We start from the raw sequence: 14,515 nt of genomic DNA, 5'->3' as shown, positions 1-14,515 counted from the left end.
AAATTCGCTGAATTCTCTCACCTTTGCGTCAGCCCCGCAGCTCCACTGCTCCCCGTTGAAGATGCGCGCATTTTGAATGATTTGCTTCGGCGGGTTTCGCATAGCAACCTTACGCGCTTGTGGCACATCAACATCGCAGTTCCAGGTTGCAAGTTGCGGTTGGCTGAACGACAGTCCGCGATGGCGGACGCGGTCTGTCGCGCTTGTGCGGGACAAGCCCGATCCCTCCCCCGCACCGGAGCGACCATGCAGCGATCCAGGGCAGTCTTCATCACGGCTATCGTCTACGCCCTGATCGGCCTGGTCCTCGCGGGCGGGGGCATTTGGCTCGCCGCACTAGGTGGATCGCCCTTCTACATTGTCCTCGGCGTCGGCATTCTCGCCACGGCTGCGCTGTTGCTGGCGCGGCGCCATCAGGCGCTCTGGCTGTTTGCGATCGTGCTGCTCGGCACGCTGGCGTGGGCCGTCTATGAGCTGCGGTTCGACTGGTGGCCGCTCGCGGCGCGTGGCGACATCATCTTCCCCATGGCGCTTTGGCTGCTTACGCCGGTGATCGTTCGTGCCCTGACACGAAGCGGGCCGGTGCCTTACATGCGCGCGACGGCGCCACTCTGGATCGGCGTCGTCGCTGCTGCGGCGGTGCTCATCGCCGGGCTGCTGTCCAGCTATCACGACATCAACGGCACGATTGCCGAGTCCGGCTCTGCCGTGCCGCAAAGCGAAGCCGACCCGCAGCCGGACGGCGACTGGCGCGCCTATGGACGCACGCAGTTCGGACAGCGCTATTCGCCGCTGAAGCAGATCACGCCTGACAATGTCGGCAACCTCAAGGTCGCCTGGACCTTCCGCACCGGCGACGTGAAGACACCAGAGGATTCCGGGGAGACCACCTTCGAGGTCACCCCGATCAAGGTGCGCGATACGCTCTATCTCTGCTCGCAGCACCAGGTGCTGTTTGCGCTCGACGCCAAGACCGGCACGGAGCGCTGGCGCTACGACCCCAAGCTCGTGCACAACAAGACGTTCCAGCACATGACTTGCCGCGGCGTCTCCTATCACGAAACCGCGCAGGGCGCCGTCGACTCTGGCGGCAATCCGGCGCCGGCCGAATGCCCGCGGCGGATCTTCCTGCCCGTCAATGACGGCCGCATGATCGCGCTCGATGCCGACAGCGGCAAGCTCTGCGATGGTTTCGCCGATCACGGCATCCTCGACCTGCAGCAAGGGATGGGAATCAAGACCGCCGGCTTCTTCGAGCCGACGTCGCCGCCGGTCGTCAGCGACAAGATCCTGGTCGTGGCCGCCGCGGTGATCGACAATTATGCGATCGAGGTGCCGTCGGGCGTGATCCGCGGCTTCGATGTCTATACCGGCAAGCTGGTTTGGGCCTGGGATTCCGGCGCGGCGGACGAGAACGCATTGCCGTCGCCGACGCGTCATTACACCAACGGGTCGCCGAATTCCTGGATCACGGCCTCGTTCGATCCGAAATTGAATCTGGTCTACATCCCGACCGGCAACAACGGACCTGACATCTGGGGCGGCAATCGCGATGCGCTGGTCGAGCGCTATTCCAGCGCCATCGTCGCGCTTGACGTCAACACCGGCAAGCGCGTCTGGTCGTACCAGACCGTGCATCATGATCTCTGGGACATGGACGTTCCCTCGCAACCGAGCTTGGTCGATGTGACGACGGCCAAGGGCGTCGTTCCCGCGCTGATCCAGCCGACCAAGGTGGGCAACATCTTCGTGCTCGACCGCAGGACCGGCGAGCTGATCGTGCCGGCGCCGGAACGCGCGGTGCCGCAAGGGCCCGCGCCCGGCGACCGCTCTGCAGCGACCCAGCCGTTTTCCGAACTGACCTTCCGCCCGGAGGCGAAGCTGACCGGCGCCGACATGTGGGGCGGCACGATCTTCGACCAGTTGCTGTGCCGGATCATGTTCCACCGCTTGCGCTACGAAGGCACCTTCACGCCGCCCTCGTTGCAGGGTACGCTGGTCTTCCCGGGCAATCTCGGCATGTTCGAATGGGGCGGCATCGCGGTCGATCCTGTCAGGCAGATCGCCATCGCCAATCCGATGTCGTTGCCGTTCGCCTCCACGCTCATTCCGCGCGGTCCGCTCAATCCTCCGGCGCCGACGGCCGAGAAACCGGTCGGCAGCGAGGTCGGGGTGCAGCCGATGTACGGCACGCCGTTCGGCGTCGGCATCTCGAGCTTCCTCTCGCCGCTCTCCGTGCCGTGCTACCGGCCGCCATGGGGCTCGATGGCCGCGATCGACCTGAAGACGATGAAGATCGTCTGGCAGCATCCCAACGGCACGATCCGGGACACCACGCCGCTGCCGCTTCCATTCAAGATGGGCGTGCCGATGCTGGGCGGGCCGATCACCACCGCCGGCGGCGTTGCGTTCTACACCGGGACCTATGAGTACACGATCCGGGCCTACGATGTGCGCAACGGCAAGGTGCTCTGGGAGGATCGCCTGCCGGCCGGCGCCCAATCGACGCCGATGAGCTACGAGGCTGGCGGCAAGCAATACGTCGTCACCGCGGCCGGCGGCCACGGCTCGTTCGGCACCAAACGCGGCGACTACGTCATCGCCTACGCGTTGAAGGATTGAGCCGCGTCATTGAGGCCGTCATCTTCCTTCCCCCTGAAAGGGGGAAGGTCGGGATGGGGGTAGCCGCAGGCAATGCTCTCTGCGGAGGGCGCGGATCCCCACCCGCTTTGCTCTGGCGAGCAAAGCGACCTCCCCTTTCCAAGGGGAGGTGGAACTGGCCCAGCTGGATAGCGTCCAGACGGGTTGGCAAATCCGGCCAAAGCCGCTAAAGGTCCGCCCCCTTTCACAGACAATCCGAGCATGACATGTCGAGCGCCCCGCCCGCCGTCTCGATTGGCGTCGATTTTGGGACCAGCAACACCGTGGTCGCGCTGTCCGACGGCGATGGCCGCGTCGAGGCTGTTCGCTTCGACCACGGCGGCCGCACGCATAGCGTCTATGTGTCTGCGCTGTGCTTCTGGGAGGAGCGGCCGGGCGCGGGCCTGCATCCGCGCGCCGAGGGCGGCCCGTGGGCGATCGAGCAGTTCCTCGAGGGACGCACGATCCATCGCTTCATCCAGTCGTTCAAGACGTTCGCGGCAAGCTCGGCCTTCAACACCACCCAGATCTTCCGGCAACGCTACAAGTTCGAGGACCTGCTCGCGGCGTTCCTGCGCACGCTGACGCGCCATGCCGGCGAAGGATTCGATCTCGGCGCGCCGACCATCATGGTCGGCCGTCCGGTGAAATTTGCCGGCGGCAATCCCAATGACGAGCTCGCGATGCAGCGCTACCGCGCCGCATTCGAGCGGCTCGGCGCCGGCCATGCGCGCTATGTCTACGAGCCGGTCGGCGCGGCGTTCTCCTTCGCGCGCACACTGGACCACGATGCCACCGTGCTGGTCGCCGATTTCGGCGGCGGCACCAGCGACTTCTCCGTGATGCGGTTCTCGCGCAAGGGCGGCGTGCTGCGCGCCGAACCGCTGGGCCATGCCGGCATCGGCATCGCCGGCGACACCTTCGATTACCGCATCGTCGACCACATCGTCTCGCCGCGACTCGGCAAGGGCACCAGCTACCGCTCGTTCGACAAAGTGCTGCCGATCCCCAATCACTATTATTCGAGCCTTGCCCGCTGGCATCAGCTCGCGATGATGCGGGGCAATGGCGATTTGCGCGAATTGCAGCAGCTCGCGCGCACCGCGCTCGATCCGGCGCCGCTGCACGATTTCATCACCATCGTCGACCACGATCTCGGCTTCGCGCTTTATCGCGCCGTGTCCGACACCAAGGTCGCGCTGTCGAGCCGCGACCGCGTCGATTTCCGCTTCGCCCGCGAAGGCATCGATATCGGCGCCACCGTGACGCGCGACGATTTCGAATCCTGGATCGCCGACGACATCGAGCGGCTCGGCGCGACGGTGGACGAGGCGCTGGCCAAGTCGAGCATCACCGCGCGCGACGTCGAGAAGGTGTTTTTGACCGGCGGCACCTCGTTCGTGCCGGCCGTGCAGCGGCTGTTCGCCGAGCGCTTCGGCGCGGCACGGCTGACTTCGGCGGATCAATTCGAATCGATCGCCTACGGCCTCGCTTTGATCGGCCACACGCCCGATCCAGACCGCTGGACCTTCGCCGAGGCCGCGTGACGGCTTGCTTCGCGCCTTGATCCCGGCTCAATAGACGACTACATCACGCCAATCATCAATCCACGAGGATGCCGACGGCCATGGATTTCACCCTGACAGCAACGCCCATCAGCCTTGCCCTCGGGGATATTCATGCCTGCATCGATCGCGCTTTCTCACCTGACCCTGTCCGCGCCTGACGGCCGGGTTCTCCTTTCCAATGTCGATCTGAATTTCGGACCTGAACGCACCGGCCTTGTCGGCAGGAACGGCGTCGGCAAGACGACGCTGCTCGGCCTCATCGCGAGGGTGCGCACGCCGCAATCCGGCACGGTCTCGGTTCAGGGACGCGTCGGGATGCTGCATCAGACGGTTCAGCTAAAGCCGGATGAACGCGTCGTCGACCTGTTCGACGCGCGCCGCGCATTGGCCGCGCTACGTCGTGCCGAACAGGGCCTTGCGAGCTCCGAGGAGATTGCCGACGTCGACTGGACGCTCGATACGCGCATCGCGGCCGCGCTCGAGCGCGTCGGACTGAGCGATGCACTCGACGCGCCGCTGGCAGCGCTGTCCGGCGGCCAGGCCACCCGGGCGTGCCTCGCCGCCCTGACCTTCGCGCAACCCGACTTTCTGCTGCTGGATGAGCCGACCAACAATCTCGACCGCGCGGGACGCAAGGCGGTGATCGACCTGCTCGCCGACTGGCGGCAAGGCGCCATCATCGTCAGCCACGACCGCGAACTGCTGGAGACGATGGATGCGATCGTCGAACTGACATCGCTGGAAGCCAGGCGGTACGGCGGCAATTGGAGCCAGTATCGCGCACGCAAGGCCATCGAGCTGTCGGCAGCACGACACGATCTGGCCGATGCCGAGAAGCGCGTCGCCGAGATCGACCGTAACACAAGAGAAGCCAACGAACGGAAGGCGCGCAAGGACGGCGCGGGTGCAAGGAAGCGCGCCAAGGGCGATCTGCCGCGCATCGCCGCCGGGCTGCGCAAGGACCGCAGCGAGGACAGCGGCGGCGAGAACGCCCGCCTCGCCGAACGACGGCGGACGCAAGCGCTCGAACTTGCCACCGCGGCGCGGCAACGCATCGAGGTGCTGCAACCGTTCGCGGTGCAGCTGCCCTCGACGCATCTGCCGGCGAGCAGGATGGTGCTGCGGATCGACGCGGCCGATGTCGGCTACGGCACGGAAGCGCCGATCCTGCGTGACGTCACCTTCTCCATGTCGGGTCCGGAGCGCGTCGCGATCACTGGCCCCAACGGTGCCGGCAAGACGACGCTGCTCAAGCTCGTCGGTGGCGACCTGACCGCGGCGCGCGGCACCGTCGAGGTGATGACCCGGTTCGCGATGTTCGATCAGGCGGTCAGCCTGCTCGATGCCTCGGCCTCCATCCTGGACAATTTCCGGCGCATCAATCCGGATGCCGGCGAGAACGCCTGTCGCGCGGCGCTGGCGCGATTCATGTTCCGCGCCGATGCCGCGCTGCAGCCCGTTGCGAGCCTCTCCGGCGGCCAGTTGCTTCGCGCCGGTCTTGCCTGTGTGCTGGGCGGCGTGAGGCCGCCGCCTTTCCTGATCCTCGACGAGCCGACCAATCACCTGGATATCGAATCCATGGAAGCGGTCGAGGCCGGCTTGCGCGCCTATGACGGCGCGCTGCTGGTCGTCAGCCACGATGAGGCCTTCCTCGAGGCCATCGCGATCACGCGCAGACTGGATCTCGCGTCGTGGAGGTGACGCGGAGAGCGGAGCAATTGCCATTGCGCAATCAATGTTTCGAACGACGAAGATTGGTCAGGAAAGTGAACAGCCGAGCACGCGTCGCCTTGGGGTAGGTCGTAAGGCGCGGTGCTCGGCTGTCAGGCCGCGCGGCGGTGCGGCCATCCCGCCAGCCTCGCTTGTCCCCAAGCGCGAGGCCGTCGGAGCTGAATCTGGTCTGTTGCTAAATCCGCGCCGTCGAATGAAGCGCGTTTCTCCAAAGGGCAAATGCGACGAAGCCAGCCAGCAGCACAAAGCCGCCACCGACCGCGATCAAGACATGCGCGAGCGTCATCTTGGAACATCCCAATTGAAAGGCTTCATACGGAGCGATATGCGCCGCAACCTGGCAATCAAAAGCACTTCAAAATTGATTTGCCCCGCCGGCCGCCGCCGGACAGCCCGAAAGGTGGCTGGCACTGCGCTCTGCCCACCCTTCGATTTCAGAGCGGTCGTCCAGCCACTCGGCTGTTGCCGCTCATCGTGCGGTTCGTCACACCGCTCAATGGCCACGAGGATAATCGATAAAACTTTATCGACAATCGAAAGGAAAAATTAAGGTTACCGGCGCGACCGCGCGAGGTTCGACCTCGCTGCCGACACCCGGTGATGATGGATGGGATTGTCGGGGTCAACCTTCGGCGAGGTCGATCGCCCCCGACGCGACCGCGGCTCCCGCCAAAATATCGAAAACAACCCCATGCAAAGGAGCCGGCGGCCGCCGCTCCCGGCCTGCGTGGCGGTCAATTGGAGCAACATCCTCCGGACGAAAGTTCGCAGGGCATGTCACGTTTCGACGCGCTGTCTTGTCTTGGCTTCTGCAAGGGCAGCAGCAGAGGACAGCATGCACACACTCGGAACCGGCGGCGGTCGCACCCTGATCGCAATCGTCTATCATAGCGCCTACGGCCATACCCGGCGGCAGGCGGAGGCCGTCAGGTCCGGCGTCCAGGATATCGATGGCGCAGAGGCGCTTCTGGTGCCCGTCGAGAACGTGGAACAGAACTGGGATCGGCTGATGGATGCGGAAGCGCTGATCTTCGGCACGCCCACTTACATGGGCGCCGCCTCCGCGGCCTTCAAAGCCTTTCAGGAAGCAACTTCACGCGCGGTGATGTCCAAAGGCTATCGCTGGAAAGACAAGCTCGCGGCAGGCTTCACCAATTCGGGGGCACACGCCGGCGACAAGCTGTCCACATCGATCCAGCTTGCATTGTTCGCCGCGCAGCATGGGATGCATTGGGTCAATCTCGATCTGCCCCCAGGGAACAACTCCGCATCGGGATCGGAAGCCGATCCGAACAGGCTGGGATTTTGGCTGGGAGCCGGCGCGCAATCGAACACCGACGAGGGCGCGGACACCGCGCCGCCGGGATCCGATCTCGCAACCGCCGGTCACCTGGGACAGCGGGTGGCAAAGACGGCACTTCAGTTTGTACGCGGCCGTGACACGGCCTCGGTGCCCGTTCGGGCAGCGTCATGAACGATGCAGCCGAAGCGTCGGCGGCCGAAATCTTCGCCGAGCTGCGTCCGCGCCTGATCCGGCTAGCCTATCGGATGCTGGGCTCGGTCGCGTGCACGACGCCTGGCTGCGCTGGCTCGCGTCTATTCTCGGCATGACGGATCCAGCCGATCATCAACTTTGGTCGTCATCACCGAACCGTCCGCGTCGAACAGGCCAACCGCTCCGCACGGTGAAGTCGAAACGTCGAAATCGAGCGGACCGCAAGTAATCATGCAATAGTCGTAAGCCGAACGTTGATCGTTTCCCATTAGAAACTGATAGTGAATCTGCATAAAATCGAATCGATGACGTCTGAAGCGGATTGGACTTATCATTGAATGTATTTGGACGCGCCGAATCCTTGGGTGGCCACCTGAATGGTCTCGACTGACACGTTTCAGAGTGACGGGGTCGAAGCGATAGAAGCTGATTGCGTCATCTCGAGCCTGGTATTCGACCCAGCCTATCGCAGACGTTCCGGCCACAAGTTGCGCCGCTTTCCGTATTTGGCCGCCCATCGGATGCAGCGCGAATTTAGGAATGGTAGCGCCCACCGTGAGAACGCATAGTTTGGGTCCACACGTTTCGAGCGGAGGATCCGATGTCAGCGCGCGCGCCACCGCCGCAATTGTGAGCGCTGCGCCGAGGGAGTGGCCAACAATCAGAACTTCATCAACTTCTGCGGCCCGAACCGTTCTTGATATCAGGTTCGCAAAAGCGCCGAGCCGCTCGTCAAGTTTGTTCTTCTGCCCGTAAAGAAATTGGTGGGAGAAAATGGCATCATCGAGAATGTGATTTATCCTACGCTTTGGTCCGATCCAGAGCATCGCGCCGACGAAGATGGCAAGCGACAAAGAAAGTCCAAGCAGTAATTCGATCCAAAATGTAGCGTGTATGAGCCTGATCACCAGATATGACAGCCCGAGGCTGCAAAATGCGATCAATAGCAAGCAGCAATATGGAAAGATGAAAAAGACAGCGTACTTCCAGCTCGCGATCGCATATCTAAATATTGTTCCCGTCACGATGAAGTCGAATAGCGCTTTCAAGGATTGAACGAGACGAGACACGAAGCCGGCTTTCGAATCGCACCGAATGAGATCATCCCAGCGGAGTATTTCGAAGGTGACGTGAGTTTTCCAGTTTGGCCCCCATGCTTCCAGGCTGCATGAAGCACTAATTGCAGACGTGTTCGATATCTCCGACAGCCGTGAAGAAGCGCCCCAAATCTTTTGGAAGCTCGAGAGCGAGCGCCGCAAGCGCTCGACCTGCTCTTCGGGGGTGATTGGATCGTAACCACCAATGTGAAAGACGTGCCGTCGTCGAATCATCCAGCAGCTCGAATTCTGTAAAGATATTGATCGGCGTTCATTCTGTAAGACGGAAATGCATGGACACTTTGGCGCTGCTCCTCGTTGACCGCAGCCCTTGGCGAACCTGACATGGATGATGCGGATCTCGGCTTGTAAAATTACCACTTCGTCCGCGGGGTGGCACTCGTTGAGTTTGGCTTTGAGCAAAAAAGCGCAGGGCGCCGGAGTCACTGACAGTAGAGGGTCCTGACGGTCGCGGCACGATCGCTTTCTTCGTGTGGCAAATCCGCGACAGCGAGCCAATTGCGCGCCTCAACGCGTTTTTCGAAGCCGTTCAGGATTGTCACGATTCGTAAGTCTGATTTAATGCGTCTCGACCTGAGGTGGCGGGGATTCTGACAATGGAGAGATTGCGTTGCAGCACGGCGCTGATGTGCGCCAGCTTGACGATTCTTTTGGCAAGCAGTCTGCTTTTGAACAATGGGGCTCAGGCGAAGCCCGGAACGGCGGTGGCGCTTAGATCGACAAATTCGCCCGCTCGACTGCACTCTTCTGCGGCGCACGTTTATTTATTCCGCGGATTGTTGAACGTCTTTTCTTTGGGCATGGACGACCTTGCCGCTCAGTTGCAGGCGGCTGGCGTTGTCGCGGCTGTCGCAAATCACACTCAATGGAGAAGCGTCGCCGACGAAATCATCGTAAGATATAGGGCAGGCCAGCGCGGGCCTATCATACTGGTGGGGCACTCTCTTGGTGCAGATGCCGTGATGTCGATGGCAGAGCACCTTGGCCAAATGGGCGTGCCGGTTGCTTTGGTCGTCCCATTCGACGGAACATCGTCGCATATGGCATCGGCCAACGTAGGGCGCGTTCTAAATCTGTACAAAAATGAAGGCGTTAGAATAGGTCGCGGACCCGGCTTCCGCGGCGAGCTGACGAATTTCTATGTTCGTAATGCAAACGTCACTCACTTCAACATCGATAAAGACACGGCGTTGCATAGCATGGTTCTACGAAAGATCAGGGCAATCGGATCGGCTGTCGCGCGCCCACGAAGAAATCAGAGTCCTTCGAACCCGGTTTCATCTGCAGCCCGAGCTTCGACCAACTCTTAGCATACCGTCCAAAAGGACAGTTTGAAGTTGGCGTTGACGCAAGATGTGAGGCTTTAGATTAGGTCCCTGCAGGAGCCCGGTGTCGGTGTTGTTTTTGCTTGGCACTTTAGGCCGGGAGACAGTCAGTGACGCCATTTAGAAAACTCTCAGCCGCCATCGCCATTTGTTGCGTGGCGGCCGTGTGTGCAGCCTTCACAAAGCCGATTCATATCGTGGCAGTCGGCGCAAGCAACACCCAAGGCTGGTACGTTGGGAGGCAAGGCGCTTACCCGGCCAAGCTAGAAGCCCTGCTGAGGGAGAAGGGCGTCAATGCGACCGTCGCCAATGCCGGAGTTCCCTTTGACACCACCGCCGGCATGTTGAAGCGCATTGATAGCGACGTGCCAAAGGGAACCGACATCGTCATCTTGCAGCCTGGAGGCAACGATAGGCGCTTCCTTGTCACGAAGGAGCAGCGGGCGGCCAACATCGCGGCGATGGAGCGACGGCTCCGTGATCGCGCCATCAAAGTCATTTTGTACGACGAAGAGATTCCTCCGCAGTATTACGCTTTCGATCTTATTCACCTCACGGCTGCCGGGCATGCTTTCATAGCGTCGCAATTGCTCCCGCGAGTGTTGGAGATAGACCGGAGAGCCACCGTGCCTCCGCCGCGCGCGAGATAGAAAAAGCCTTGCCATGCCGGCATTGTGCTATCCGGTTCGATAGAGCGAACCGGGCGACGCATCCACCCAGGATCCACCTGTCGGACTGCCAACTAATCGGTGGAAACGACCCGCAAGCCCTGTATGATTGGTTCATGCCGGTCTGTGGACGTGCTTCTGTCAGATCTCAGACGCTCGCCAAGGATGCTACCCTTTCGATGATCGGCGAAGATGGCGCGCCAGCGAAACAAGCGCGTGGTCCATGATGACGCCCGGTATTGCCAAGTTCGTGTTCGTGATGATGGCGGTCGGTTGGTATCTCATCCGCTACAGACACGCGCGTCGTGCTCGCCGTGAAAAGGTCGCGAGAAGCGCCCGAGGCTCGCGCGAAAACACCCTGCTGCTGATATCGCTCACGGGTCTTGGCATTGTGCCGCTCGTCTACATCGCAACGGCCATGCCTCATTTCGCATCATACGCTTTCCGGCCAGCTCAAGCCTGGCTGGGTGTTTTCGTCGCGGTTGCGGCGCTGGTCATGTTCCGGCTGACCCACCGAGCTCTTGGTCGGAATTGGTCCTTAAGCCTCGACGTGCGGGAAAATCATCGCCTGATCACAGACGGTATTTATCGGACAGTTCGCCATCCTATGTATACTGCATTCTGGCTTTGGGCTGCTGCTCAGGCATTGCTCCTTCCGAACTGGGTGGCCGGTTTCGCAGGCCTGATCGGATTTGGAACCTTGTTTTTCGGGCGAGTTGCCCGAGAAGAGCAGATGATGCTGGAAGCCTTCGGCGACGAGTATCGCGAATATATGGCCCGGACCGGACGCCTTTTACCGAGGCTGTTCTGAGCCGGCCACAAGAGACTCCTCTCGCCGAACTCACGTCCGGATACTCACACAAAGCAATAATGCCGTGCCGTTTTTGTCACACTCGGCAAGGAAATGACCGCGCAAGCGCCAGCTTTGCTACAGCGTTAATTACGCCATGGCCTTTAGAGGGTAGGCTGTTCATGTTCACGCTACCCATCTCGGAGATCACGATGTTGAAGTTCCTGGTTGCTGGAGTTGCGACGTTTGGTTTTGTGGCTGCCGCCAGCGCGGCAGATCTTCCTCATCCGCAGCCGGTTACTGCTACGGCTCCGGTTGGCAAGATGCCGATCGGCAAGTATCCGGTTGGCAAGTACCCCGTCGGTAAGTACCCGGTTGGAAAAGCTCCTGCTCCGATCGTGACGAAGGGTTAGCTCGAGGATCGCTCAGTCAGCGCACGCTTTAGTTTTGCTGAAGGCGCTGCTTGGGGCCGACTACCCTTGTGAGGGCTTGAACGTGCCAGAATCCAATCGGACACGGGGCGGCTTGTGGCTGCTTGCCGGAATTGGTGTCATTGTGGCTTCCGTGACTTTGGGAGCCGGCATCGGTCATGCGCAGCAATTGGCTGCGCAAACGGATCAAGCGCCGCTGCGGCAGGACAAGCCGCGTAAGCCGTCGACGAGGTCGGTTGTGGCAACGGCCGTCGCGGGTTCAAGCGGTCCCGCTTCCGGAGCAGCCGCGAAGCCGGTTCGAAGGTCCTCGGCCAAAGGGCCGTACTACGTCGACTTTCGTGCCCGCACGGCGGCTTCTTATGGGCATGCGTTTGTTTGGTACGGCAAGACAAGCGAGAAGCAGGTCGAAGTCGCCGGGCTGCACCCGGCGGGCGATGTCCTGCCTTATGTGCTCGGACATCTTACTTGGGTGCCCTCCGAGACCGGAGCGAGCTACGGCGACCTTGACGAGCAGTATCTGACGGCCAGCTATCGCGTGTACTTGAGCGAGGCCGACGCGAAGAAGGTCTTTGCGTACATCAAGCACCTCCAGGCGACCTCGCCTGTTTGGAATGCGGAAACGACCAATTGCACGGCCTTTATTGGTCGCATCGCCAACTTCATGGGCCTGAAGGCGCCATTCCATTTGTTGAAGCCTGAGGAATACGTAAATCAGTTGAGAGAGTTGAACGGCGGGCGCCAAACGGCGCAGTTGGCTGATTCGGATCGCTAGTTTTCCCGCTAAGGCTGTTCGAAATACCGGGAGGTCGAGGCTGTAGCGGATCGCGGCTGCCGCAAAGGTCCGGTTGCGCAAGGCAAGCGCCGCCTCGGTGGCGTAGCCCTGTCCGTCATAGAGCAGCCAGCCAAGCTCCTGCTCCGGAAACAGCGGCCCATGGTTGATGCCGACCTGGCCGACGCACTGCTTCGAAGCCGTGACCTCAATCATCAACGCGCCATGACCGAACAAGCGCCAGCACGCTAGGTCGTTGCAAAACATCCCCCACGCCGCGCGCACATCGATCGAGCCGCCCATTCCGGCCGATCGGAGCGAGGCCAGGAACGCCTGATCGGCGGCGAACTCGTCAATCGCCTGCGGACGCAGCGTCAGGCGAGCGGTCGTGATCGTGTGGAATGTCAGCGCGCAGCGGAGCCCGCTAGGCAGGGTGGCCTGCCACTCGAAGCCCGGCAGGGCGAAGGGTGGCGGAGAGGGAGGGATTCGAACCCCCGATAGGCTTGCACCTATGCCGCATTTCGAGTGCGGTGCATTCAACCACTCTGCCACCTCTCCGATGGCCCGGGTGATTTGCGCCACCCGCGGTCGGGGCGTGTTCTAGGCGAGGATGGCGGGACAGACAAGGCGCTGCAATAATATTTCCGTCACCCGTGCCTCGCGCCACCAAAGCACCAGGACGGCCGGAGAAAGCGCGCGGAAACAAAGCGCTAGCAGAACGGTTCTGGCTCGATCGGCGCGCGAGCGAACCAGCCGGAGCAGGAGCGGGCCATGGAGCATGTGACGATTCGAGCCAATGGCGCGGCGTTCCACGTCGCGCGGACCGGGACAGGCAAGCCGCTGCTGCTGTTGCACGGCTGGCCGGAGTTCTGGCTGACCTGGAAGCCTGTCATGCCGCGGCTCGCCGGCCGCTACACCCTGATCGCCCCCGACCTGCGCGGCTTCGGCGACAGCGACAAGCCCGAAGGCCCCTATGGCCCCGATCAGCATACCGACGACATGCTGGCGCTGCTGGACGCGCTCGGGATCGACAAGGCCGGCGTGGTTGGCCACGACGTCGGTGGCGCCGTGATGCAGCCCCTCGCCCGCAAGGCGCCCGAGCGCATCGCCGGATTGTTTTTCTTCGATTTCGTCTATCCCGGCATCGGGCCGCGGATGGCCGCGCCCGACCGGCTGAACCACATCTGGTACCAGTCGTTCCACCAGATGGAGATGGCGCCGGCGCTGGTCGGCGCCAACAGAGACAGCTGCCGCAGCTATATCGGCCATTTCCTGCACAACTGGTCGCACCGCAAGGCTGCGTTCGACGACGTGATCGAGGCCTTCGCCGACAACTTCTTCAAGCCCGGCAATCTCGCCGGCGGCTTTGCGCATTATCGCGCGTCGCATGCGGCGCGCGTGAAGATGATGCAGGGCGAAGCCCCGGCGCTGCCGCCGATCACTGTTCCGACCTGCATTCGCTGGGCCGAGCACGATCCGCTGTTTCCCTATGCCTGGACCGACCGATTAGGCGAGACCTTCTCCAATCTGGACCTTGGGATGTTTCCCGATGTCGGGCATTTCCCGCATCGCGAGGACCCCGACCGCGCGGCCGCCGAGATCGCCGGCTTCTTCGGGCGGATCAATTGGAAGTAGAAGTGGTGGGACCGCCAGGACGCGACAAAAACTGGCGGTCCCGTGCCGCTTCTTAATATTGCTGGCCGGGAAGTGCGGCTTCGCCGGTCGGCGGGAGCGACACGGTCCACGGTAGCGACCGACGTCGAAACGGCAACGCGAACCCGATCTTAACCTAACCGATCAACCTTACCGTGCGTAATCCGCGGCCGCTGGATCTGCGGATGGAGGTGCCCCGGATTTCGCGGAGCCTGTCATCGGGCGCGCATTCGCGCGACCCGTTGGCTGCATCCGGGCTTCTGTAACGGGCCTTGGTTAGTCAATCCCTTTTCGCGTCATCCACTCGCCGGGCACTTGCTTCTGTAC

The 14,515-nt window shown here is 62.0% G+C and carries 11 protein-coding genes, 1 tRNA gene and 1 pseudogene; 10 read left to right on the top strand and 3 right to left on the bottom strand.

Translation table 11 applies throughout. The features are described from left to right. The first annotated feature begins 246 nt into the window (after positions 1–246). The 4 genes from Q2M23_RS09850 to Q2M23_RS09835 all read left to right on the top strand — a co-directional run bounded on the left by Q2M23_RS09850 (position 247) and on the right by Q2M23_RS09835 (position 7,413). Positions 247–2,622, top strand: coding sequence for a glucose/quinate/shikimate family membrane-bound PQQ-dependent dehydrogenase (locus Q2M23_RS09850; RefSeq protein WP_316395432.1), 2,376 nt, complete (start codon positions 247–249; stop codon positions 2,620–2,622). 245 nt (positions 2,623–2,867) lie between these two features. Then, entirely contained in the window at positions 2,868–4,187 is a 1,320-nt protein-coding gene (locus Q2M23_RS09845; protein WP_316395431.1) for an Hsp70 family protein, read from the top strand. Between the two features lie 132 nt (positions 4,188–4,319). Next, entirely contained in the window at positions 4,320–5,909 is a 1,590-nt protein-coding gene (locus Q2M23_RS09840; protein WP_316395430.1) for an ABC-F family ATP-binding cassette domain-containing protein, read from the top strand. An 865-nt stretch (positions 5,910–6,774) separates the two neighbouring features. After that, entirely contained in the window at positions 6,775–7,413 is a 639-nt protein-coding gene (locus Q2M23_RS09835; RefSeq protein ID WP_229191624.1) for a flavodoxin family protein, read from the top strand. 122 nt (positions 7,414–7,535) lie between these two features. Here Q2M23_RS09835 and Q2M23_RS09830 read toward each other — a convergent pair whose 3' ends face one another. Continuing rightward, positions 7,536–8,765, bottom strand: coding sequence for a hypothetical protein (locus tag Q2M23_RS09830; RefSeq protein ID WP_057020899.1), 1,230 nt, complete (start codon positions 8,763–8,765; stop codon positions 7,536–7,538). Positions 8,766–9,148: 383 nt separating this feature from the next. On the opposite strand from Q2M23_RS09830, the gene Q2M23_RS09825 reads away from it, so the two are divergent. The 5 genes from Q2M23_RS09825 to Q2M23_RS09805 all read left to right on the top strand — a co-directional run bounded on the left by Q2M23_RS09825 (position 9,149) and on the right by Q2M23_RS09805 (position 12,538). After that, positions 9,149–9,862, top strand: a complete 714-nt coding sequence (locus tag Q2M23_RS09825) for a thioesterase domain-containing protein (RefSeq protein ID WP_229191614.1) — start codon at positions 9,149–9,151, stop codon at positions 9,860–9,862. A 125-nt stretch (positions 9,863–9,987) separates the two neighbouring features. Then, positions 9,988–10,527 (top strand): SGNH/GDSL hydrolase family protein, encoded by a 540-nt coding sequence (locus Q2M23_RS09820; RefSeq protein WP_229191613.1) that lies wholly within the window; start codon positions 9,988–9,990, stop codon positions 10,525–10,527. 244 nt (positions 10,528–10,771) lie between these two features. After that, positions 10,772–11,356 carry a protein-S-isoprenylcysteine O-methyltransferase gene (locus tag Q2M23_RS09815; RefSeq protein ID WP_057020970.1) on the top strand — a complete coding sequence of 195 codons (585 nt, stop codon included), beginning with the start codon at positions 10,772–10,774 and terminating at the stop codon, positions 11,354–11,356. Positions 11,357–11,547: 191 nt separating this feature from the next. After that, positions 11,548–11,748 carry a hypothetical protein gene (locus tag Q2M23_RS09810; protein WP_057020971.1) on the top strand — a complete coding sequence of 67 codons (201 nt, stop codon included), beginning with the start codon at positions 11,548–11,550 and terminating at the stop codon, positions 11,746–11,748. Between the two features lie 112 nt (positions 11,749–11,860). Beyond that, positions 11,861–12,538 (top strand): hypothetical protein, encoded by a 678-nt coding sequence (locus tag Q2M23_RS09805; RefSeq protein WP_229191612.1) that lies wholly within the window; start codon positions 11,861–11,863, stop codon positions 12,536–12,538. 66 nt (positions 12,539–12,604) lie between these two features. On the opposite strand, the pseudogene Q2M23_RS43975 reads toward Q2M23_RS09805, so the two are convergent. Both Q2M23_RS43975 and Q2M23_RS09800 read right to left on the bottom strand, forming a co-directional pair. Continuing rightward, positions 12,605–12,907: pseudogene (locus Q2M23_RS43975) on the bottom strand (GNAT family N-acetyltransferase); the annotation flags it as partial. Between the two features lie 96 nt (positions 12,908–13,003). After that, a tRNA-Ser gene (locus tag Q2M23_RS09800) sits at positions 13,004–13,093 on the bottom strand. Between the two features lie 213 nt (positions 13,094–13,306). Here Q2M23_RS09800 and Q2M23_RS09795 point away from each other — a divergent pair. Then, on the top strand, positions 13,307–14,170 hold the full coding sequence (locus Q2M23_RS09795) for an alpha/beta hydrolase (RefSeq protein ID WP_316395429.1): 864 nt from the start codon (positions 13,307–13,309) through the stop codon (positions 14,168–14,170). The last annotated feature ends 345 nt before the right edge of the window (positions 14,171–14,515 follow it).

The sequence above is a fragment of the Bradyrhizobium sp. 33ap4 genome, from assembly GCF_032654765.1.
GTDB lineage: Bacteria > Pseudomonadota > Alphaproteobacteria > Rhizobiales > Xanthobacteraceae > Bradyrhizobium > Bradyrhizobium australafricanum.
This window is presented reverse-complemented; position numbering and strand designations above follow the sequence as displayed.